Below are 20,526 nucleotides of genomic sequence, written 5' to 3' on the forward strand. Positions count from 1 at the left end.
AGATTTATCGGTTTTTATCCGCCCCATCCGGTCTTAAACTGCCGCCATTGTCTGACCAACCTACGGATGACAGCCATGTCTGGTTCACAGAACTCCCTTCGCACCGGCCCTGACGCCACCGGCCTGTTCGGCTCCTTCGGCGGCCAGTACGTCGCCGAGACCCTGATGCCGCTGATCCACGACCTCGCCGCCGAATACGAGAAGGCCAAGGCCGACCCGGAATTCGCCAAGGAGCTGGCCTACTTCCAACGTGACTACGTCGGCCGCCCGAGCCCGCTGTACTTCGCCGAGCGCCTGACCGAGCACTGCGGCGGCGCCAAGATCTACCTCAAGCGCGAAGAGCTGAATCACACCGGCGCGCACAAGATCAACAACTGCATCGGCCAGATCCTCCTGGCCAAGCGCATGGGCAAGAAACGCATCATCGCCGAGACCGGCGCCGGCATGCACGGCGTGGCCACCGCCACCGTCGCGGCGCGCTTCGGCATGGAATGCGTGATCTTCATGGGCACCACCGACATCCATCGCCAGCAGGCCAACGTGTTCCGCATGAAGCTGCTGGGCGCCACCGTGATCCCGGTCACCGCCGGCACCGGCACCCTCAAGGATGCGATGAACGAGGCGCTGCGCGACTGGGTGACCAACGTGCACAACACCTTCTACTTGATCGGCACCGTCGCCGGCCCGCATCCGTACCCGGCCATGGTCCGCGACTTCCAGGCGGTGATCGGCAAGGAAACCCGCGAGCAGCTGGCCGAGAAGGAAGGCCGTCTGCCCGATTCGCTGGTCGCCTGCATCGGCGGCGGCTCCAACGCCATGGGCCTGTTCCACCCGTTCCTCGATGACAAGTCGGTACAGATCGTCGGCGTCGAAGCGGCCGGCCACGGCATCGAAACCGGCAAGCACGCCGCCAGCCTCAATGGCGGCGTACCGGGCGTGCTGCACGGCAACCGCACCTTCCTGCTGCAGGACGACGACGGCCAGATCATCGACGCCCACTCGATCTCCGCAGGCCTCGACTACCCCGGCATCGGCCCCGAGCACGCCTGGCTGCACGATATCGGCCGAGTGGAATACACATCCATCACCGATGACGAAGCCCTGGCCGCCTTCCACCAATGCTGCCGCCTGGAGGGCATCATCCCGGCCCTGGAGAGCTCCCACGCCCTGGCCGAAGTGTTCAAGCGCGCGCCGAACCTGCCCAAGGATCACCTGATGGTGGTCAACCTGTCGGGCCGCGGCGACAAGGACATGCAGACCGTCATGCACCACCTCGACCTGTCCAAATCGGAGAACAACTGATGAGCCGTCTGCAGAGCCGATTTGCCAAGCTGAAACAACAGAACCGCGCCGCCTTGGTCACCTTCGTCACCGGCGGCGACCCGGACTACAACACCTCGCTGGCCATCCTCAAAGGCCTGCCGGCCGCCGGTGCCGACGTGATCGAGTTGGGCATGCCCTTCACCGATCCGATGGCCGACGGCCCGTCGATCCAGCTGGCCAACATCCGCGCCCTCGGCGCCAAGCAGACCCTGGCCAAGACCCTGCAGATGGTTCGCGAATTCCGCGCAGGCGAGCAGAACACCCCGCTGGTGCTGATGGGCTACTTCAACCCCATCCACTACTACGGTGTCGACAAGTTCATCGCCGACGCCAAGGAAGCCGGCGTGGACGGCCTGATCGTGGTCGACCTGCCGCCGGAACATAACGCCGACCTGTGCTTCCCGGCCCAGGCCGCGGGCATCGACTTCATTCGCCTGACCACCCCGACCACCGACGACAAGCGCCTGCCGACCGTACTCAACGGCAGCTCGGGCTTCGTCTACTACGTCTCGGTGGCCGGCGTTACCGGTGCCGGTTCCGCCACCCTGGACCAGGTGGACGAGGCGCACGCACGCCTGCGCCGCCACACCGACCTGCCGGTGTGCATCGGCTTCGGCATCCGCACCCCGGAGCACGCCGCCGACGTGGCGCGCCGAGCCGAGGGCGTGGTAGTGGGTTCGGCACTGGTCGATCAGATCGCCAAGGCCGCCAGCCCGCAACAGGCCGTCGACGGCGTGCTGAACCTGTGCGCCCAGCTGGCCGAGGGCGTGCGCGGCGCTCGGCGCTAACTAAACAGCCGGCTAAATCCGAGCCGCTGCCTGTTCACACAGGCAGCGGCTTTTTTATTGCCTGCGCGCAGCAAGCAGTGAGCCAAAAGATAATCCTTCTCAAGGATATTAATGAATTGTTACCATTTACGAATAATTTACAAATGGAGCTTGATGGTGACTTTCTCGCGTATTCCTTCCACCCTGCCGCTGTTCGGTCTACTGATTGTTCCCACCCTGTCTGCCGCGACCCTTCCTGCCGCAACATTGCCAGCCACCGCCATCAGCGGCGAGTCCCAGCAGCGCAGCTACCAGGCCAGTGAAAGCCGCAGCGCGCTGAAAATCGACGCTCCCCTGCGGGATATTCCGCAGACGGTGAACGTGATACCCGAGAGCGTGATCAAGGATCAGGGCGCCAAGTCGCTGGAGGATGTGCTGAAGAACGTGCCCGGCATCGGTCAGTCCAATGGCGACGGCCAGCGTGACCAGGTCACCATCCGCGGCTTTAGCGCCATCGGCGACATGTTCGTCGACGGCTTCCGCGACGACGCCCTGTACTTCCGCGATCTCTCCAACATCGAGCGGGTCGAGGTGATCAAGGGCCCGGCCGCTGTGCTCTATGGCCGGGGCTCTTCCGGTGGCCTGATCAACAGCGTCAGCAAGAAGCCGAATTTCTCCCCGCAGCAGGAAGTGGGGGTCAGCTTCGACAGCGAAGGGCAGCGCCGTACCCAGTTCGACGCAGGCTGGGCCGACCAGGAGCAGGGCGACAAGGCATTCCGCATCACCGGCGCGCTGGAGGACAGCGACACCTTCCGCGATGACGGTTACACCGACCGCAAGGCCATTGCCCCCTCGGCCTACTTCCGCCTCTCCGATGACCTGGAGCTGAACCTCGGCGCCACCTACCTGTACGACAAGCGCCTGATCGACTTCGGCATCCCGGCGCGCAACGGCCGCCCGGTGGATGTCGATCGCGACAAGCGCTTCGGCTCCGGCGACCCGGATCAGGACTACGCGCGCAGCGAGGTGTTCACCCTCACCGCCGGCGTCGACTATCGGATCAACGACGACCTCAGCCTGAGCAACAACACCCGCTACTACCGCTATGACCTGGATCGCAATAACACCCTGGCCGACTCCAGCCCGACCCGCTTCGTTACCAACTCCAAGGGTGAGTTGCTGGTGAAGCTGAATCGCGGCAATGTCGCCCGCGACGAATACGGCATCTTCAACCAGACCGAGCTGAAGCAGCAGGTGCTGCTGGCAGAGATGCAGCACAGCCTGCTCTACGGCGTAGAGCTGGGGCACCAGGACAAGCACCAGCGGTCATTCAGCCAGAACAACGTGACGCAGGTTCCGGTGTACCGCGACGTCTTGGTGCCGGTACGGGAGCATGCCAGCACCCTGAGCGCCAAGGGCACCAACTTCCAGGAGACCGCCGGCTTCTACGTGCAGGACATGATCGAGCTGAGCGAGCAATGGAAGGCCCTGCTGGGTGTGCGTTATGACATCTTCGGCCAGGAGTACGACGACGAGCGCGCGCTGAATGTCGACCTGGACCGCACCGACAAGACCTGGAGCCCGCGCGCCGGCCTGGTGTTCCAGCCGGACCAGGTGCAGTCCTATTACGTTTCGGTTAGCCGCGGCTACCAGCCTTCGGGCGAAATGTTCGCCGTCAGCGCCACCAATGCCGGCCTGGAACCAGAAGAAACCACCAACTACGAGTTGGGCGCCAAATGGGACTTCCTGGAAAGTCGCCTGTCGGTCACGGCAGCCGTGTTCCGTCTCGAACGCACCAACATGAAGACCGCCGACCCGGTCAACCCGGCCCTGCTGGTGCTGGCTGGCGAGCAGCGCACCGACGGCTTCGAAGCTACCTTCAGCGGCCAGCTAAGCGACAAGTGGCAGGTCTATGGTGGCTACGCCTATCTCGACGCCGAGATCACCAAGTCCAACAGCAAGACCAATGGTGTTGCCAACGAAGGCCAGACACCGACACTGACCCCGCGCAACAGCGCCAATCTCTGGCTGGTCCGCCAGTTGGCCCCGCGCTGGCGCCTGGGCATGGGCGCCAACTACGTCGACGAACGTTACACCGCCCTGGACAACGTGACCGTGATGCCCGGCTACACCACCTTCGACGCCGCGCTGATGTACGACGAACCGACCTGGGATGCGGCGCTGCGCCTGACCAATCTGACCAACAAGGACTACTACGCCTCCGCCCACGGCTCGGTAGACCTGATCACTCCCGGTGCTCCGCGCACCCTCGAGCTGAGCGCGAACTACCGTTTCTGAACCTGCTCAGTGAAAAAGCCGCCCTCGGGCGGCTTCTTCGTTTCAGCGGCTGCTGACGATACGCAGCACCTGCCAGTAGCCCGGCGGCTCCGGGGTCAGGCCGCGCTCGCGCAGCAGGGCGTGCAGCTGTGGCAGGCGGAAGTAGGGTACCGAGGCCATCAGGTGGTGCTCGATGTGGTAGTTGACCCGGATCGGCGCGACGAAGGCGCGGGCCAGCCAGCCGGCGTGCGTGGTGCGGGTGTTGCGCAGGGTATCGCGGGAAGGCTCCAGGCAGGCGTGCTCGGCCATGGAGCGGATGCGCAGGAACAGCGGGAAGGGCGTGACGTAGGCCAGCACCCAGACGCCATACAGCCAGGCGTGGCCGCTGGCCCAGCATGCGGCCAGCAGCAGGCCATTGGTAATCAACATGCCGGCGGCGTTGCCGAGGAACGTCAGCGGGTAGTTCCACCAGCGCCGGCCGTCCTGAGGCAGCACCTGCACATCGTTGGCCACCGTCCACTTGAGCACACCGGCGTCCATCAGCACCCGGCCGAGCATGAACTTGAGCCCGGTGACGCCGAACAGGTCGCGGGCCAGCTTGCGCAGCAGCGAGGTGCGGGTGGTGGGGAAGCCGGATACCAGGGACAGATCCGGGTCATCCACGGTCGAGGTCTTGGCGTGGTGCACCAGATGGTAGGGGCGGTACTTGTGCACCTCGTTCCACACCGGCCGTGCGCACAGCCAGTCGGCCAGCACGTCGTTGCCCCACTTGCTCTTGAACAGGGTGCCATGGGCCGCATCGTGCTGCAGGATGGCCAGGCACAGCTGGCGTCCGCCGATGATCGCCAGGCCCAGCAGCAGTGCGGGAACCAGCGCCCACCAGGGCAAATGCTCGGCGGCCCAGGCCAGCGCCACGAACGTCAGGGTCACGACCGCCCAGGTCGAGCCAACGGCCCAGGCGCCGCGCCAGTCAGAGCGCTGGGTGAGGGCCTTGATCTCGTCGCGGCTGAGGATGTCGCTGATTTTGGTCTTGTTGTTCATGCGAGGCTCTCCTGAGTCAGTGCAGGCGATCGGCCGCCGGCCGGTGCGCTGGGTTGGGGCTGGGGCGGCTGCCGTCAAACAGTCCGCGCCAGATCTGGTGGCCGTGCTCCACGAAGCGCTGCACGCAGGCGAAGAAGCGTGCGCGCGCGGCCGCATCGACCAGGGGCTCGGGCAGAAGGGGGTCGAACGCCGCCTGGCGAATCGCCTGGCGTCCGAGCAGGAAGGCCTCGCGCGCGGCGGTCTCCGGCTCCAGCTCGGCAGCGCGCTGGCGCCATTCCTCCAGCTGCGTTTCCAGCCGGGCGTAGGCGGCGCTCAGCGCGGCGCCATCCCACAGCGCATGGATGCGCCGCTCCTGCTCGGCACCGAACTGGTCGGCGCGGAACAGCAGGGCCTCCGGCTCCAGGCCGAGCTTGTGCAGGCGCTGGCGCACGCCATCGATGTCCGCCTCGATATTGTCCGGGCGCAGGTACAGGCTCTTCTCCAGCTCGACGAAGCCAAGCATGTGCAGGGCCCGCTCGCGGCGCTGCAGAGCGCTGCGGTCGACGCGTCCGAGAGCGGCGCAGGCGACCATCAGGTAGGCACCACTCCAGGGCCGCATGCGCTGCTCCATGCCACGCCAGGCGGCCAGTTCGCTGGACAGCTGCAAGGCCATCGGACCGAGGCGATAGCTGCCGCGCCCGGCACCTTCCACCAGAGCTTCGGCCGACAGCCGGGCCAGGGCGACACGCACGCTATTCTCGCTGATACCGAACAGGGTGCTGGCGGCAATGGCGTCACGAGCCTGCAGCGGCTCGCCATCGCTGGCCATCAGCAGCTCGAGGATCAGGCTCTTGGCGTTGATTTTCATGAGGTGGGCTTCGCCTTAATTACACTTGAACAAATTTATACTTGAACAAATGTAATATTTCAACAGAAAGTTTTTCCTTTGTTCTTTAAGAAATGTTCACCATAAAAAGCCGCTGCACGCGGAGCGGGCAGCGGCTCGGGTACGTCGTGAGCTTCAGCGCAACTTGTCGACCATCGCCGCCAGCACGCTCAGCACATCGCGCGCCAGGCGCTTGGAACGCGCGCCGTTCCAGCCGGTGCGTGGGTCGGGTGAGAGGTTGTGGTCCTTGAACGGCATTTCCACCGTGTAGGCGAGGCAGTCGTAGGTCTGCCCGACCCAGTTGCAGGCCAGCGCCAGGTTGGCCTGGCCCGGCTCGTCGCGCGGGTAGCCGTGCTCCACCTGGAACTCGCCGACGGCCATCAGCCGTTGGCGGAATTCCTGCTCCAGCGCGTCCAGGCGCGGTGTGAAACCGGGGTTGCCCTCGCAGCCGGCGGTGAACACGTAGGGAATCTCTTCGTCGCCGTGGATATCCAGGAAGCAGTCGACGCCTTGGGCGGCCATCTGCTGCTGGACGAACAGCACCTCCGGGCTCTCGCTGGCCGAAGGTGCCTGCCAGGCGCGATTGAGGTCCTTGCCGGCGGCGTTGGTGCGCAGATTGCCGAGAAAGGCGCCGTCCGGGTTCATGTGCGGCACCAGGTACAGGTCGGCTTTGCTGAGCAGTTGCCGCAGCTCCTCGTCATCCTGGTAGAGGCGCTCGATCAGGCCCTCCATGTACCACTCGGCCATATGCTCGCCGGGGTGCTGCTGGGCGATCAGCCAGATCTTGCGCGGCGCGCTGGCCGTGCCGCGCACATGCAGCAGTGGCAGCTCGCGACCCTGTAGGCTGCTGCCGCAGGCCAGCAGCTCGACGTTGGGCAGCGCCAGCGCCTTGACCAGCAACCGCGCATGGCGGGCGCGGGAGTAGGGCTCAAAGTAGGCGAAGCGGGCGGAGCTGTGCTCGGCCAGCAGCTCGAAGTGCAGGCCGTCCGCGTCGAAGGTGGTCGGTACGCGGAACCAGTCCTCGCCGTCGTAGCTGGCCGCCGCCTGGTAGCCGCTCCAGGCGCTCTTGTAGCTGGAGTGGGCGGCGTTGGTCAGGCTGAAACCGTGGCGCTGGCCGACGCTCAGGCCCTCGGCGAGGAAGTGGAACCACTGGAAATGGTCGCTGGCGAAGTCCTTGCGGATGGCCAGGCGCACCTGGCCGGGGTCGCCGGCGTTGATCACCTCGATGTTGCCGCTGTCGAAATCGCTGCGAATCTGCATGGCCGGGGTCCTGATTGCGAGAAGCCGGCAGGATAGCCGTCCCGGCTCGGCTGTGCATGCCGAGCGGCAGGCCATGTCGCATCTGTGCAAGTCGGCCGCGCCTCGGTTGCCGAGGCCAACGGACCAGGCCAGACTCGGCCAATACCCGCGCATTCTTGCTAGAGAATCACGAATGAAGACGACCCTGGACGAGCTGCAGGCCTTTACCCAGGTGGTGGATGGCGGCTCCATCACCGCCGCCGCCGAACAGCTGGGGCAGACCGCCTCGGGCATCAGCCGCGCGCTCGGTCGCCTGGAGGAGAAGCTCGAAGTCACCCTGCTGCGCCGTACCACCCGGCGCCTGGAGCTGACCGAGGAGGGCGCGGCCTTTCTCGCCCAGGCCCGGCGCATTCTCGCCGCGGTGGAGGAGGCCGAGGAACAGATGGCCCTGCGCCGCCAGGTGCCGGCCGGGCGCCTGCGGGTCAATGCCGCCTCGCCGTTCATGCTGCATGTGCTGGTGCCGCTGGTCGCCGGCTTTCGCGAGCGCTATCCGCAGATCGAGCTGGAGCTGAACAGCAACGACCAGATCATCGACCTTCTGGAGCAGCGCACCGACCTGGCCATTCGCATCGGCCCCCTGCGCGACTCCAGCCTGCATGCGCGACCGCTGGGCTGCAGCCGCATCCGCGTACTGGCCAGCCCGGCCTACCTGGCGAGTCGCGGCACGCCGCGCAGCGTCGCCGAGCTGGAGGATCACGACCTGCTCGGCTTCACCCAGCCGGAAAGTCTCAATGTCTGGCCGCTGCGCCATGCCCTCGGCGAGGGCCTGAGCATCAGCCCGGATCTGCGCGCGTCCAGCGGCGAGACCCTGCGCCAGCTGGCCCTGAGCGGCGCGGGGCTGGTCTGCCTGTCGGACTTCATGACGGAACAGGACCGGCAGTCCGGCGCGCTGGTCGAAGTGCTGGCCGAGCAGCATGTCGACAGCCACCAGCCGATCAACGCCGTGTACTACCGCAACACCGCGTTGGCAGCGCGTATCACCTGCTTCCTCGACTACCTGGGCGAGCACCTGGCGGGGCGGGCCTGGGCAAGAAACTGATCGGACGCTCTTGGCCTTATGAATTTTCTTGTGTATTTTTTCATGAAATTAACAAGAAACAATTTCATGAGGCCGTCATGTTCAAGCAATCCGCGCAGCACATAGGCACCTACTACGCCGGCACCTATGGTCCGATTCCGCTGCGCCCGCGCCTGGAAGAACACACCGACTGCGACGTACTGATCATCGGTGGCGGCTTCAGCGGCCTGCACACCGGCCTGCGCCTGGCCCTGGCCGGCAAGAAGGTGGTGATCCTCGAAGCCAGCCGCCTGGCCTGGGCCGCCTCCGGGCGCAACGGCGGCCAGGCGCTGCCGGGCTGGTCCTGCGATATGCCGCCGCTGGAAAAAGCCCTGGGCACCGAGCGCGCCAGGCAGCTGTGGGACAGCATGGTCTGGGCCGCCGAGGAGATGCGCGAGCTGCCCGAGCGCCACCGCTTCGACATCGACTACCGCACCGGCGCCCTCTACACCGCCGTGCTGCCGCGCCGGGTGCGCCTGCTGCAGGAGAACCTCGAAGAAGCCAGCGAGAAGTACGGCTACCAGCAGCTCAGCTTCATCCCCAAGCAAGATCTGCCCGAGTGGATCGCCAGCCCGCGCTATCAGGCCGCGCTGCATGACTCCGGCGCCGCCCACCTCAACCCGCTGAAGCTGGCCCAGGGCCTGGCGGGCGCCATCGAAGCCGCCGGCGGACGCCTCTTCGAGCAGAGCAAGGTGCTCGACTACCGCGAGACCGACGCCGGCTTCGTCGCCCGCACCGAACACGGCGAAGTGCGCGGCGCTGTGCTGGTGCTGGCCTGCAACGCCTATATCGACCGCCTCGACCCGGCGCTGTCCAAGCGCCTGCTGCCGGTCGGCTCCTACCAGGTGGCCACCGCGCCGCTGGACCCGGAACTGGCCCGCTCGCTGTTCCCACGCGGTACCTGCGCCATCGACAACCAGTTCGTGCCCGACTACTTCCGCGTCACCCCGGACAACCGCCTGCTGTTCGGCGGTGGCTGCACCTACCTGGGCGGCATCCCGGCGGACGTGCCGGCGGCCACCCGGCCGTACCTGGAGCGGGTGTTCCCGCAGTTGCGCGGCGTGCAGATCGACTACGGCTGGGGCGGCCATATCGACTGCACCATGCACCGCACCCCGGACGTCGGCCGCCAGGGCCAGCGCTATTGGCTGCAGGGCTTCTCCGGCCACGGCATCCTGCCGACCCTGGCCGCCGCCCGCGCGGTGAGCGACGCGATTCTCGGCGACGAGCAGCTGCTCGGCCTGTACCAGGGCCTGAGCAACCCCGGCTTCCCCGGTGGCGACCTGCTGCGCGCGCCGATCGAGGCGGTGGGCAAGGCCTGGTACCGTCTGCGCGATGTGGTCTGACTCCCCTCTCCCCCAGGGAGAGGGGCCGGGGGTGAGGGTCGAGTGGCCCGCAGCATCCCTCACCCCAACCCTCTCCCAAAGGGAGAGGGAGCTATTCGGAGCAAGCTCTCAACATGGATAAGCAAGACGAAATCGAAGGCCTCGCGATCCTGGTGCGCGACCTGCGCAAGCACAAGAACCTCACCCTCAACGAGCTGGCCGAACGCATCGGCCGCTCGGTGGGCTTCCTGTCCCAGGTCGAGCGCGGCCTGTCGCGCCCGACCGTGGCCGACCTCACCGCCATCAGCGAAGCGCTGAGCGTACCCACCACCTACTTCTACAACCCGGGCCGCCCACGCGCGGTGCGCTGGATCACCCGCCCGGACGAGCGCCGCACCCTGTACTACGCCGGCGGCATCACCGATGTGCTGGCCTCGCCCGGCATGGCCGGCGGCTTCGCCATGCTCGAGAGCTTCCTCGAACCCGGCGCCAGCAGTGGCGACGGCCACCTCGACGACAGCTCCGAGCAGGGCGGCTTCGTCCTCGAGGGCGAGCTGACCGTGTGGTACGGCGACGACGCCGAGCCGGTCACCCTCGGCCCGCGTGACAGTTTCCAGCTGCCGCCCCACGCCAAGTTCCGCTACGCCAACCTCACCGATTCCCCCACCCGAGTGCTCTGGGTCTTCACCTGACCGCGCAGATACCACCATGACAACAACAACGAAATTCCCCGACCTGCTCAGCGAAGTGCGCGCCTTCCGCGCCGCCCATCCGGACGTGCGCTACGTCGAACTGATCTGCCTGGACATTCCCGGGCACTTCTACGGCAAGCGCTACCCCCTCGACATGCTGGAGAAGGTCGCCGCCGGCGGCCCGCTCAAGGTGCCGCAAAACTGCGTGCTGCTCGGCGCCCAGGGCGGCCTGCACCCGATCGGCGACTACTGCTTCAACGACGGCGATCCGGACGCCCCGCGCCGCCTGATCCCCGGCAGTCTCAAGCCGGTGCGCTGGGAGAACCAGCCGCTGGGGCAGATGCTAATCAGCTCCGACGGCACCGAGGCGCCGATCGAGTTCGAGCCGCGCGAGGTGCTGGCCCGCGTACTCAAGCGCCTGGAGGCCAAGGGCATTCGGCCCGTGGTGGCCTTCGAACTGGAGTTCTACCTGTTCGACCGCAAGCTGGATGCCGGTCTGCCGCGCTTCCCGCGCGACCCGCTGACCGACGACGAGGACGACCAGCCGAACATGCACATCGAGCGCCTGTCGCGCTTCTCCGACGTGCTGCACGAGATGGTCGAGGCCGCCCAGGAGCAGGGCGTGGAGGCTAACGTGATCACCGCCGAGCTGGGCCCGGGCCAGTTCGAGATCAACTTCGCCCACTGCGACGACGGCCTGCACGCGGCCGACCAGGCCGCCCTGTTCTGCCGCAGCACCCGCGGCGTGGCCATGCAGCATGGCTACCGCGCCAGCTTCATGAGCAAGCCCTACCTGGACGCGCCGGGCAGCGGCATGCACGTGCACGTCAGCCTGTACGACCGTGACGGCAACAACCTGCTCGACGGCGATCAGCAGCGCCCGCTGCGCCACGCCGTGGCCGGCTGCCTGGAACTGCTGCCGCACTGCATGCCGATCTTCGCCGCCAACCACAACGCCTTCCGCCGCTACGGCGCCATGGTCAACTCGGCGAGCAAGGCCAGCTGGGGCTTCGAGGATCGCGACGCGTGCATCCGCATCCCCGAATCGGACGGCAGGAACCTGCGCATCGAACACCGCCTGGCCGGCGCCGACGCCAACCCCTATCTGGTGCTGGCGGCCATCCTCAGCGGCATGGAGTACGGCCTGGATCAGGCCCGCGAACCCATCCCCTCGCTCAACGAGGACCGCAGCAGCGGCATCACCTTCCCCAAGGACATGCTCACCGCGGTGGCGGCCATGGCGTCCCACGAGGTGGTGAAGGACAAGCTGGGCAGCGAGTTCGTCTTCGTCTACTGCGAGAACAAGCGCCAGGATCACCTGCAGTTCATGCACGACATCAGCGCACGGGAGTATCGCTGGTTCCTGTAAACGCGCAGCGGGCCGGGACGCAATTGCCCGGCTCGCTGCCAGCTGATAACTTGCCGTCCACGCCGGTGTAGCTCAGTCGGTAGAGCAGCGCACTCGTAACGCGAAGGTCGCAGGTTCGATTCCTGTCTCCGGCACCAGCATCCCGAACAAAAAAGCCCAGCATCGAGCTGGGCTTTTTTATGGCTGGCGGGTTACTGCGCCGCCTGCATGGTCCGGGCGCGCTCGGCCTGTTTCTGCTTCTTGTAGGCCAGCGCCGCCGGCGCCACCTTGGTCACCTGGCCGGTTTCCAGCCAGCGCTTGAGACGGTTGGCGTCGGCCATGTGGGTGTATTTGCCGAAGGCGTCCAGCACCACGAAGGCCACCGGCTTGCCGGCCATCTGGGTGCGCATCACCAGGCAGTGGCCGGCGGCGTTGGTGAAGCCGGTCTTGGTCAGCTGGATGCTCCAGTTGTCCTTGTGCACCAGGCTGTTGGTGTTGCGGAAGCCGAGGCTGTAGCGCGGCTTGGCGAATACCTGGACGTGTTCGCGGGTGCTGCTGAACTGGCCGATCAGCGGGTACTGGCCGGCGGCCTTGACCAGCTTGACCAGATCATTGGCGGTGGAGACGTTCTTCTCCGACAGGCCGGTCGGCTCGCGGTAGCGGGTATTGCTCATGCCCAGGGCCGTGGCCTTGGCGTTCATCGCCGCGACGAAGGCCGGCACGCCGCCCGGATAGTGATGGGCGAGGCTGGCGGCGGCGCGATTCTCCGAGCTCATCAGGGTCAGCAGCAGCATGTCGCGGCGGCTCAGCTGGCTGCCGATGCGCACGCGGGAATACACGCCGCGCATCTCGGGCACGTCCTTGATGACGATTTTCAGCTGCTCGTCGAGCGACGGCTTGGCATCCAGCACCACCATGGCGGTCATCAGCTTGGTCACCGAGGCGATCGGTACCTGCAGGTCCGGGTTGCTGGAGTAGAGGATCTGGTTGCTGTTGAGGTCGACCAGCAGGGCGCTGCCGGAGGCGAGTTCCTGGGTCTGCGGCGCCGCCTGGGCGAGGGGGGCGACGAGGGTCAGGCAGGCCAGCAGCAGGCCAGCGAGGGAGAAGGCTTTTTTCACTATCGGGATCCGCACTGTTGAATGAGCCTGGCGGTCCCTGCCGGCGAATGGCGTGAGTATAAGTGTGAGCGCGGTCTCAGGCGAGCGCGGGCGCTCTACGGCGGCCCAGACGCAGCAGACCCATGGCGACCAGGATCACCGCCGCGCCGGCGGCCAGGCGTGGCAGGTCGAAGTCGCGGTTCCAGATCAGCAGGTTGACCAGCAGGCCGGCTGGCACGTGCAGCTCGTTCAGGATCGCCAGCGTCCCTGCATCGACGCGGGTACTGCCCTTGACCCACCAGTACAGACCCAGGGCCGTGGCGAACAGCCCCATCCAGGCCAGCACGCCCCATTGCACGGCGGTCTGCGGCAGCTTGTCCGGATCACCGAACAGCAGGAACGACGGCAATACCAGCAGCAGCGCGCCAAGGAAGAAGTGGCCGAAGAAACGGTGCAGCGGCTGCGTCGGCTGGTAATGCAGCAGCAGACGCCGGCACAGCACCTGGCCGGCGGCGAAGGTGGCGTTGGCGATCTGCAGCAGGACGAAACCGAGCAGGTAATCGCCCTCCAGCTTGTCGAAACGAATGATCACTCCGCCGCCCACGGCGACCAGTGCGGCCAACAGCGCCCAGGGGCTGAAGCGCCGCGCCAGGGCATCGTCGAGCAGGGTCACGTAGATCGGCGTGAGCACGGTGAACAGCAGCACCTCGGGCACCGTCAGCACCTGGAAGCTGCGGTACAGGCACAGGTAGGTGATGCCGAACTGCAGCGCCCCGGCCAGCCAGAAACCGGCCAGCAGGCGCCACGGCAGGCCGCGCCAGAGAGTGAAGGGCAGGAACACCAGGGCGGCGATCAGCACCCGCGCCAGCACGGCGAAGTCGCTGTCGACGCGCCCGGCCAGGTATTCGCCGATCAGGCTAAAGGAGAAGGCCCAGAGGGCCGTGACGATCAGCAGGTAGCGCATGTCAGCTCAGTCGGCTGCGCAGTTCCGCCAGTACCGCCGCGCTCTGCGGGCGCACCCCACGCCAGACGAAGAAGGCCTCGGCGGCCTGCTCCACCAGCATGCCCAGGCCATCGATGCAGCGCGCCGCGCCATGCTCGGCGGCCCAGCGGTTGAAGGCAGTCGCCTGCTTGCCATACATCATGTCGTAGCAGACGGTGTGGCCGGGCTGGATCAGGCTCGGGTCGAGCGGCGGCAGCTCGCCGGCCAGCGAGGCCGAGGTGCCGTTGATGATCAGGTCGACCGGCTCGCTGAGCCAGTCGAAGCCGCTGGCGGCCACCGGGCCCAGGTCGGCGAATTCGCGGGCCAGTTGCTCGGCCTTCTCCACCGTGCGGTTGGCGATGGTCAGGCTCTGCGGGCGCTCGGCCAGCAGCGGCTCCAGCACGCCGCGCACGGCGCCGCCGGCGCCGAGCAGGAGGATGCGCTTGTTGGCCAGGTCGAGACCGGCGTTCACCGTGAGGTCGCGGACCAGACCGGCGCCGTCGGTGTTGTCGCCGAGCAGGCGGCCATCATCGAGCTTCTTCAGGGTGTTCACCGCGCCGGCGCGGCGGGCGCGCTCGCTCAGCTCGTCGGCCAGGCGATAGGCCTCTTCCTTGAACGGCACGGTGACGTTGCCGCCGCGGCCGGTGGCGAAGAAGGCGCGGGCGTAGCCGGGGAAATCGTCCAGCGGCGCCAGCAGCGCCTCGTAGGACAGCTGCTCGCCGGTCTGCGCGGCGAACATGCCGTGGATCAGCGGCGACTTGCTGTGGCCGATGGGGTTGCCAAATACACCGTAACGATCGGTCACTTCGCGGCCTCGCCAAGCCAGTCGCGGTCGGCCAGGAAGTACTCGGTCAGGCGCGCCTCCTCGCTGCCCGGCTGCGGCTTCCAGTCATAGCCCCAGCGCACGTGCGGCGGCAGCGACATGAGGATAGATTCGGTGCGCCCACCAGATTGCAGGCCGAACAGGGTGCCGCGGTCGAACACCAGGTTGAACTCGACGTAGCGGCCGCGGCGGAAGGCCTGGAACTCGCGCTGCGCGTCGGTGAAGGGGGTGTTCCGGCGGCGCTGGATGATCGGCAGGTAGGCCTGGAGATAGGCATCACCGATGGCGCGCAGGAAGGCGAAGCTGGTGTCGAAGTCCCACTGGTTGAGGTCGTCGAAGAACAGCCCGCCGATGCCACGCGGCTCATTGCGATGCTTGAGGTGGAAGTAGCGGTCGCACCACTCCTTGAACTTGGGATAGACCTCGGCGCCGAATGGCGCGCAGGCGTCACGGGCGACCCGGTGCCAGTGCACGCAGTCTTCCTCGTTGGCGTAGTAGGGCGTCAGGTCGAAGCCGCCGCCGAACCACCAGACCGCTTCCTCGCCGGCCTTCTCGGCGCTGAAGAAGCGCACGTTGGCGTGGGACGTGGGGATGTGCGGGTTCTCCGGGTGGATCACCAGGGACACGCCCATGGCCTCGAAGCCGCGCCCGGCCAGTTCCGGGCGATGGGCGCTGGCCGAGGGCGGCAGGCTGTCGCCGAATACATGGGAGAAGTTGACCCCACCCTTCTCGATCAGCGCGCCGTTCTCGATCACCCGGGTACGGCCGCCGCCACCGGCCGGGCGCTCCCAGCTGTCCTCGAAGAAGGCGCCGCCGTCCTCGGCGGCCAGGGCGGCGCAGATGCGATCCTGCAGATCGAGCAGGTAGGCCTTCACGGCCTGGGTACGTTCACTCACGGCTTGGGTCCGGGCAGTTCGGAAGAGGGCGCCAGCATACCATCGTCGTATCCCGCCGGGCTTGACGGGGGTCAGCGCCGGCGCTTGGATGGAGCCCTTTGCAGAGGAGTGCGCGACATGGCCAAACGCATCCAGTTTTCCCGCCACGGCGGCAGCGAGGTGCTCGAACTGGTCGACCAGGCGGCGGTCGATCCGGCCCCGCACGAGGTACGCGTGCGCAACCGCGCCATCGGCCTGAACTTTATCGACACCTACTACCGCAGCGGCCTGTATGTGCCGCCGAGCATGCCGTCCGGCCTGGGCGGCGAGGGCGCCGGCGAGGTAGAGGCGGTGGGCAGTGCGGTCACCCATCTCAAGGTCGGCGACCGCGTCGCCTATGGCACTGGCCCGCTGGGCGCCTATGGCGAGCTGCATGTGCTGCCGGCGCAGCATCTGGTCAGGCTGCCGGAGTCGATCTCCTTCGAGCAGGCCGCGGCGCTGATGCTCAAGGGCCTCACCGTGCAGTATCTGCTGCGTCAGACCTACCGGGTCGAGGCCGGGCAGACCATCCTCTGGCACGCGGCGGCCGGCGGCGTCGGGCTGATCGCCTGCCAATGGGCTCGGGCACTGGGAGTGAAGCTGATCGGCACCGTGTCATCGCCGGAAAAGGCGGCCCTGGCCAAGGCCAACGGCGCCTGGGCGACCATCGACTACAGCCGCGAGGACGTGGTGCAGCGGGTGCTGGAGCTGACCGACGGGGCCAAGTGCCCGGTGGTGTACGACTCGGTGGGCAAGGACACCTGGGAGCGCTCGCTGGACTGCGTGGCGCCGCGCGGCCTGCTGGTCAGCTTCGGCAATGCCTCCGGCGCAGTCACTGGGGTCAACCTCGGCGTGCTGGCGCAGAAGGGCTCGCTGTACGTCACCCGGCCGACACTGGGCAACTACGCCAACAACGCAGAAAACCTGCAGGCGATGGCCGACGAGCTGTTCAGCCTGGTCGCCAGCGGCGCGATCAAGGTAGAGATCGGCCGGCGCTATCCACTGGCCGAGGCGGCACAGGCCCAGGATGCACTGAGCGGCCGGCAGACCACCGGCTCGACCATCCTGATTCCCTAACTAGTCGCCACGATCTCGCGAGCTAGAGAAAAACAAGGCGAAATCGGCTGAGGAAGCGGAGTTGACTATGGTCAATGAGCATGACTCGCTTCGCTCGCCCCTTCGGGGCCGCCCTATGGGCGTTAGCAGCAAGCGGCTTCCGAAGACGATTTCAACGCAGTTTTCCCAACGCGCAGCAGATCGTGGTCAGGACGGGCGGATCACATCGCCGGTCCGCAGGTCGCGAATCAGACTGGGGTTCTTGCGCCCACCCAGAGCGCCACCGAGCACCGCGTCCAGCTGGCGCGGGAAGTACTGCTCGACACGTAGGCGCGAGCGCGCCGATGGGCGCCCGGCGGGATTGGCCGAGGTGGATACCAGTGGGCCGGTAAGGGCGCACAGGTCACGCACCAACGGGTGGTCGCTGACGCGCAGGGCGACAGTGTCGTGCTGGCCGGTGATCCACTCGGGCAGGCGATTCTGGTGCGGCACCAGCCAGGTGTTGGGTCCGGGCCAGGTGCTGGCCAGGCGGTCGATCCAGCGCTCGGGCAGGTCGTCGAGGAGAAAGCCGAACTGCTCGATGCTGTCCGCCACCAGGATCAGGCCCTTGTGCACCGGGCGCTCCTTGAGCGCCAGCAGGCGATCCACCGCAACCTCGTTCCACGGGTCGCAACCCAGGCCCCAGACGGCCTCAGTGGGATAGGCGATCACCCCACCCTCGCGTACCACCCGTGCCACTCGCCGTATGCGCCAACTGCCGTGCATGCTCGCCCCCTTATCTCTACATAGCGCGGCGAGTTTACCCAGCTCAGACGACGCGGTGTACCCAGCGCCCGGCTTCGCAGGCCACCAAACCTTGCAGCTCCAGATCGGTCAGGGCCACCAGCACCTCGCCGATTGGCAATTCGCAGGCCAGGGCCAGGCCTTCGCTGGTTTGCGGCGCAGCGCGCAACTGCACCAGCAACGGGTGGTCGACCTGCGCAGGCGCTTCACTCACTGGAGCGACGCGCTGCCAACCACGCAGGGCTTGGAGGATGTCCTCGACACTCTCCACCAGGGTCGCTCCTTCGCGGATCAGCTGATGGCAGCCGCGCGCACCGGGATGGTGGATGGAACCGGGAATCGCATAGACCTCGCGCCCCTGCTCGGCGGCCAGACGCGCGGTAATCAGCGAGCCACTGGAAGGGCTGGCCTCGACCACCAGCACCCCGACGGACAGGCCACTGATGATGCGATTGCGCCGCGGGAAGTTGCTGGCCTGGGGCGGGCAATCCAGCGGCAACTCGGAGACCAGCGCACCGCCCTGCTCGACGATGCGCGCGGCCAACCCCAGATGGCGCTGCGGATAGATGTGCTGCAGCCCGGTGCCGAGCACGGCGACCGTCGCGCCATCGACATCCAGCGCGCCCTGATGCGCCGCACCGTCGATACCCAGGGCGAGGCCGCTGGTGATCACGAAACCTCCGCCGGCCAGGCTACGGGCGAACGCCGCGGCGGTATCCAGCCCCGGCCGCGAAGCCTTGCGGCTGCCGACTATGGCCAGCTGCGGACGCTCCAGCAGCGCCGGCTCGCCAGCAACGAACAACAGCGGAGGTGCATCGCTCAGCTCGGCCAGCAGGCCGGGGTAAGCAGGATCGTCCCACATCAGCAGCGACTGGCCCGGCTGCTCCAGCCAGCGCAAGGCTGCCGTAGCGTGCTCGCGGATCTCCGCACTGCGCCTGGGTTCGGCACAGGCAGTTGGCAGGCCGAGGGAACGCCAAGCGGAAGCCGGGGCACTGAGAGCGGCAGAGGCACTGCCGAAGGCTTCGAGCAAACGGCGGAAGCGGCGTGGACCGAGCTCCGGCAGGCGGTGCAGACGCAGGCGCGCTTCCAGCTCGGCGGGGGAGATATCGTGCATGTCGATCATCCTTGATCGTGGCGCAGATAGCAGAACCCCCGCGAGAGCGGGGGTTCTGTTGGTTACGGGTTCTTCACCTTGTCCATCACCGCCAGGTCGCGGGTGGCGTAGAGCACGAGGCCGTAGCTGAGCTTCTCGTAAGAGCGGAATACCATCAGCAGGCCGGAACGCTCATCCGGGATTTTTACCGATTCACCAGTGATGCGATCACGCACAGTCTCGCCGGTCTTGTAAATAGCCAAGACATTACCTTCGCTAAGACCATCGATCTTGCCTTTATTGATGGTGACAACGTCATATTGACCGATTCGAGCCACGCCACGCGGCACATCGAGAATCACACCATCGACGTCGGTGGCCGGCTCGCTGGGGGTGAAGATGGAGTTGACTGCACGCTCCTCGGTGGGGAACAGGCGATCCCCCAGGCGCACTTCCTGGGTGGAGCGGGTCAGGTTGAGGGTGGCGATGTCACCCTCTTCAGCCACCACCTCGCCACCACCGATATCGTCGGCATTGATGCCGAGGAACTCTTGTGTTTCCGGGTCGGTGTAGACCTTGCCCTGGCGGAAGATTCCGTAAATGTTCTGCTCGTCATCGAACATGCCGCGAGCATAGATGCGGTCGCCCGCACCACTGACTACACGCTCGGCATTACCGGCCACCACGTAGGGGCGATTATTAAATTCTTCAGCGGTATCAACGATGCGGTTGCTCAGCAAGAAACTGTTGATCGCCTCCAGCGGAATAGTCGGGATTGCCTCGGCCATAGGCATGCTGCGCACCTTCGGCGACAGCTTGATAGTGCCACGCGACTCGCCACGGTTGAGCACCAGACGCGGCTGACCGTCGATGTACACCAGGCTCAGGGTATCGCCCGGGTAGATCAGGTGAGGATTCTCGATCTGCGGGTTGGCGTGCCACAGCTCGGGCCACTTCCAGGGCTGGCTGAGGAACTTGCCGGAGATGTCCCACAGGGTGTCACCCTTGACCACGGTGTAGCGGTCCGGATGACCTTCCTTGAGCTGGACGGCTGCCTGGACCAGGCCACTCTGTACCAGACCGCCCGCGGCAACCAGCAGCAGGGCGAGTAGTGATTTCCTCATGCGGTGAATCCCTTTATTATGTGGCTGGCGCCTGTAAGCCGCAGAAGCCGCGGCTTTTGAGCCGTTTTTCAAAGCTGTTCATCATCTTAGCAGCGGTTTTTTACTTTATTCCACAAGTGCATCACAAACAGCCATGGCGATACTCAACATCCTCGAATTCCCCGATCCGCGCCTGCGCACCATCGCCAAGCCGGTGACCGTATTCGACGCAGCTCTTTCCCAACTGATCGACGACATGTTCGAGACCATGTATGCCGCGCCCGGCATAGGTCTGGCGGCCACGCAGATCAACGTGCACAAGCGTGTGGTGGTGATGGATCTGTCCGAGGACAAGTCCGAGCCGCGGGTGTTCATCAACCCCGAGTTCGAGTCGCTGACCGAGGAAATGGACCAGTACCAGGAAGGCTGTCTGTCGGTACCTGGTTTCTACGAAAACGTCGACCGCCCGCAGAAGGTCAAGATCAAGGCCCAGGACCGCGACGGCAAGCCGTACGAACTGATCGCCGAAGGCCTGCTCGCCGTGTGCATCCAGCACGAGTGCGATCACCTCAACGGCAAGCTGTTCGTCGACTACCTTTCCAACCTCAAGCGCGACCGGATCAAGAAGAAGCTGGAAAAACAGCACCGCCAGCAGGCTTGATTCCCGACTCCCAAAGGCTT

Annotated in this window: 19 protein-coding genes and 1 tRNA gene; 10 read left to right on the forward strand and 10 right to left on the reverse strand. The window is 66.2% G+C overall.

What is annotated here, in order from left to right:
- The first annotated feature begins 75 nt into the window (after positions 1 to 75).
- The 3 genes from trpB to FFS62_RS16305 all read left to right on the forward strand — a co-directional run bounded on the left by trpB (position 76) and on the right by FFS62_RS16305 (position 4,388).
- Positions 76 to 1,302: a tryptophan synthase subunit beta gene (gene trpB / locus FFS62_RS16295; RefSeq protein ID WP_137973882.1), complete on the forward strand. Its 1,227-nt coding sequence runs from the start codon at positions 76 to 78 to the stop codon at positions 1,300 to 1,302.
- On the forward strand, positions 1,302 to 2,111 hold the full coding sequence (trpA, locus tag FFS62_RS16300) for a tryptophan synthase subunit alpha (protein WP_137973883.1): 810 nt from the start codon (positions 1,302 to 1,304) through the stop codon (positions 2,109 to 2,111). The genes trpB and trpA overlap by 1 nt, the downstream gene beginning before the upstream one ends.
- A 153-nt stretch (positions 2,112 to 2,264) precedes the next feature.
- A complete protein-coding gene (locus FFS62_RS16305) occupies positions 2,265 to 4,388 on the forward strand; it encodes a TonB-dependent siderophore receptor (protein ID WP_137973884.1) in 2,124 nt (707 codons plus the stop codon).
- 42 nt (positions 4,389 to 4,430) lie between these two features.
- Here FFS62_RS16305 and FFS62_RS16310 read toward each other — a convergent pair whose 3' ends face one another.
- From FFS62_RS16310 to FFS62_RS16320, 3 genes are all read right to left on the reverse strand, one after another.
- The gene (locus FFS62_RS16310; protein ID WP_137973885.1) at positions 4,431 to 5,408 is read right to left on the reverse strand and encodes a fatty acid desaturase family protein; all 978 of its coding nucleotides are present in this window, start codon (positions 5,406 to 5,408) and stop codon (positions 4,431 to 4,433) included.
- 16 nt (positions 5,409 to 5,424) lie between these two features.
- Positions 5,425 to 6,255, reverse strand: a complete 831-nt coding sequence (locus FFS62_RS16315) for a PaaX family transcriptional regulator C-terminal domain-containing protein (protein WP_137973886.1) — start codon at positions 6,253 to 6,255, stop codon at positions 5,425 to 5,427.
- 153 nt (positions 6,256 to 6,408) lie between these two features.
- Entirely contained in the window at positions 6,409 to 7,533 is a 1,125-nt protein-coding gene (locus FFS62_RS16320; RefSeq protein ID WP_137973887.1) for a M14-type cytosolic carboxypeptidase, read from the reverse strand.
- 172 nt (positions 7,534 to 7,705) lie between these two features.
- Between FFS62_RS16320 and FFS62_RS16325 the strand changes: the two genes are divergently transcribed.
- The 5 genes from FFS62_RS16325 to FFS62_RS16350 all read left to right on the forward strand — a co-directional run bounded on the left by FFS62_RS16325 (position 7,706) and on the right by FFS62_RS16350 (position 12,152).
- Positions 7,706 to 8,611 carry a LysR family transcriptional regulator gene (locus FFS62_RS16325; protein ID WP_137973888.1) on the forward strand — a complete coding sequence of 302 codons (906 nt, stop codon included), beginning with the start codon at positions 7,706 to 7,708 and terminating at the stop codon, positions 8,609 to 8,611.
- 77 nt (positions 8,612 to 8,688) lie between these two features.
- Complete coding sequence (locus FFS62_RS16330) at positions 8,689 to 9,975, forward strand: FAD-binding oxidoreductase (protein ID WP_137973889.1); 1,287 nt, start codon at positions 8,689 to 8,691, stop codon at positions 9,973 to 9,975.
- 113 nt (positions 9,976 to 10,088) lie between these two features.
- Positions 10,089 to 10,646, forward strand: a complete 558-nt coding sequence (locus FFS62_RS16340) for an XRE family transcriptional regulator (protein WP_137973890.1) — start codon at positions 10,089 to 10,091, stop codon at positions 10,644 to 10,646.
- Positions 10,647 to 10,662: 16 nt separating this feature from the next.
- Positions 10,663 to 12,015, forward strand: a complete 1,353-nt coding sequence (locus FFS62_RS16345) for a glutamine synthetase family protein (RefSeq protein WP_137973891.1) — start codon at positions 10,663 to 10,665, stop codon at positions 12,013 to 12,015.
- Positions 12,016 to 12,076: 61 nt separating this feature from the next.
- Positions 12,077 to 12,152 (forward strand) — tRNA-Thr (locus FFS62_RS16350).
- A 54-nt stretch (positions 12,153 to 12,206) separates the two neighbouring features.
- On the opposite strand, the gene pbpG is transcribed toward FFS62_RS16350, so the two are convergent.
- The 4 genes from pbpG to hemF all read right to left on the reverse strand — a co-directional run bounded on the left by pbpG (position 12,207) and on the right by hemF (position 15,792).
- A complete protein-coding gene (gene pbpG, locus FFS62_RS16355) occupies positions 12,207 to 13,112 on the reverse strand; it encodes a D-alanyl-D-alanine endopeptidase (protein WP_137973892.1) in 906 nt (301 codons plus the stop codon).
- Positions 13,113 to 13,188: 76 nt separating this feature from the next.
- On the reverse strand, positions 13,189 to 14,055 hold the full coding sequence (locus FFS62_RS16360; RefSeq protein WP_137973893.1) for an EamA family transporter: 867 nt from the start codon (positions 14,053 to 14,055) through the stop codon (positions 13,189 to 13,191).
- 1 nt (position 14,056) lies between these two features.
- The gene (gene aroE / locus FFS62_RS16365) at positions 14,057 to 14,878 is read right to left on the reverse strand and encodes a shikimate dehydrogenase (RefSeq protein WP_137973894.1); all 822 of its coding nucleotides are present in this window, start codon (positions 14,876 to 14,878) and stop codon (positions 14,057 to 14,059) included.
- Positions 14,875 to 15,792, reverse strand: a complete 918-nt coding sequence (gene hemF, locus FFS62_RS16370; protein WP_137973895.1) for an oxygen-dependent coproporphyrinogen oxidase — start codon at positions 15,790 to 15,792, stop codon at positions 14,875 to 14,877. The genes aroE and hemF overlap by 4 nt, the downstream gene beginning before the upstream one ends.
- A gap of 117 nt (positions 15,793 to 15,909) precedes the next feature.
- On the opposite strand from hemF, the gene FFS62_RS16375 reads away from it, so the two are divergent.
- A complete protein-coding gene (locus FFS62_RS16375) occupies positions 15,910 to 16,887 on the forward strand; it encodes an NADPH:quinone reductase (protein ID WP_137973896.1) in 978 nt (325 codons plus the stop codon).
- 186 nt (positions 16,888 to 17,073) lie between these two features.
- Here FFS62_RS16375 and FFS62_RS16380 read toward each other — a convergent pair whose 3' ends face one another.
- The 3 genes from FFS62_RS16380 to FFS62_RS16390 all read right to left on the reverse strand — a co-directional run bounded on the left by FFS62_RS16380 (position 17,074) and on the right by FFS62_RS16390 (position 19,866).
- On the reverse strand, positions 17,074 to 17,631 hold the full coding sequence (locus FFS62_RS16380; protein ID WP_137973897.1) for an L-threonylcarbamoyladenylate synthase: 558 nt from the start codon (positions 17,629 to 17,631) through the stop codon (positions 17,074 to 17,076).
- Positions 17,632 to 17,674: 43 nt separating this feature from the next.
- Positions 17,675 to 18,763 (reverse strand): DNA-processing protein DprA, encoded by a 1,089-nt coding sequence (gene dprA / locus FFS62_RS16385; RefSeq protein WP_137973898.1) that lies wholly within the window; start codon positions 18,761 to 18,763, stop codon positions 17,675 to 17,677.
- Positions 18,764 to 18,825: 62 nt separating this feature from the next.
- Entirely contained in the window at positions 18,826 to 19,866 is a 1,041-nt protein-coding gene (locus FFS62_RS16390; protein ID WP_137973899.1) for a LysM peptidoglycan-binding domain-containing protein, read from the reverse strand.
- Between the two features lie 133 nt (positions 19,867 to 19,999).
- On the opposite strand from FFS62_RS16390, the gene def reads away from it, so the two are divergent.
- On the forward strand, positions 20,000 to 20,506 hold the full coding sequence (gene def, locus FFS62_RS16395) for a peptide deformylase (RefSeq protein WP_137973900.1): 507 nt from the start codon (positions 20,000 to 20,002) through the stop codon (positions 20,504 to 20,506).
- Positions 20,507 to 20,526 lie beyond the last annotated feature (20 nt).

Source organism: Pseudomonas sp. F(2018), assembly GCF_005508865.1.
Lineage (GTDB): Bacteria > Pseudomonadota > Gammaproteobacteria > Pseudomonadales > Pseudomonadaceae > Aquipseudomonas.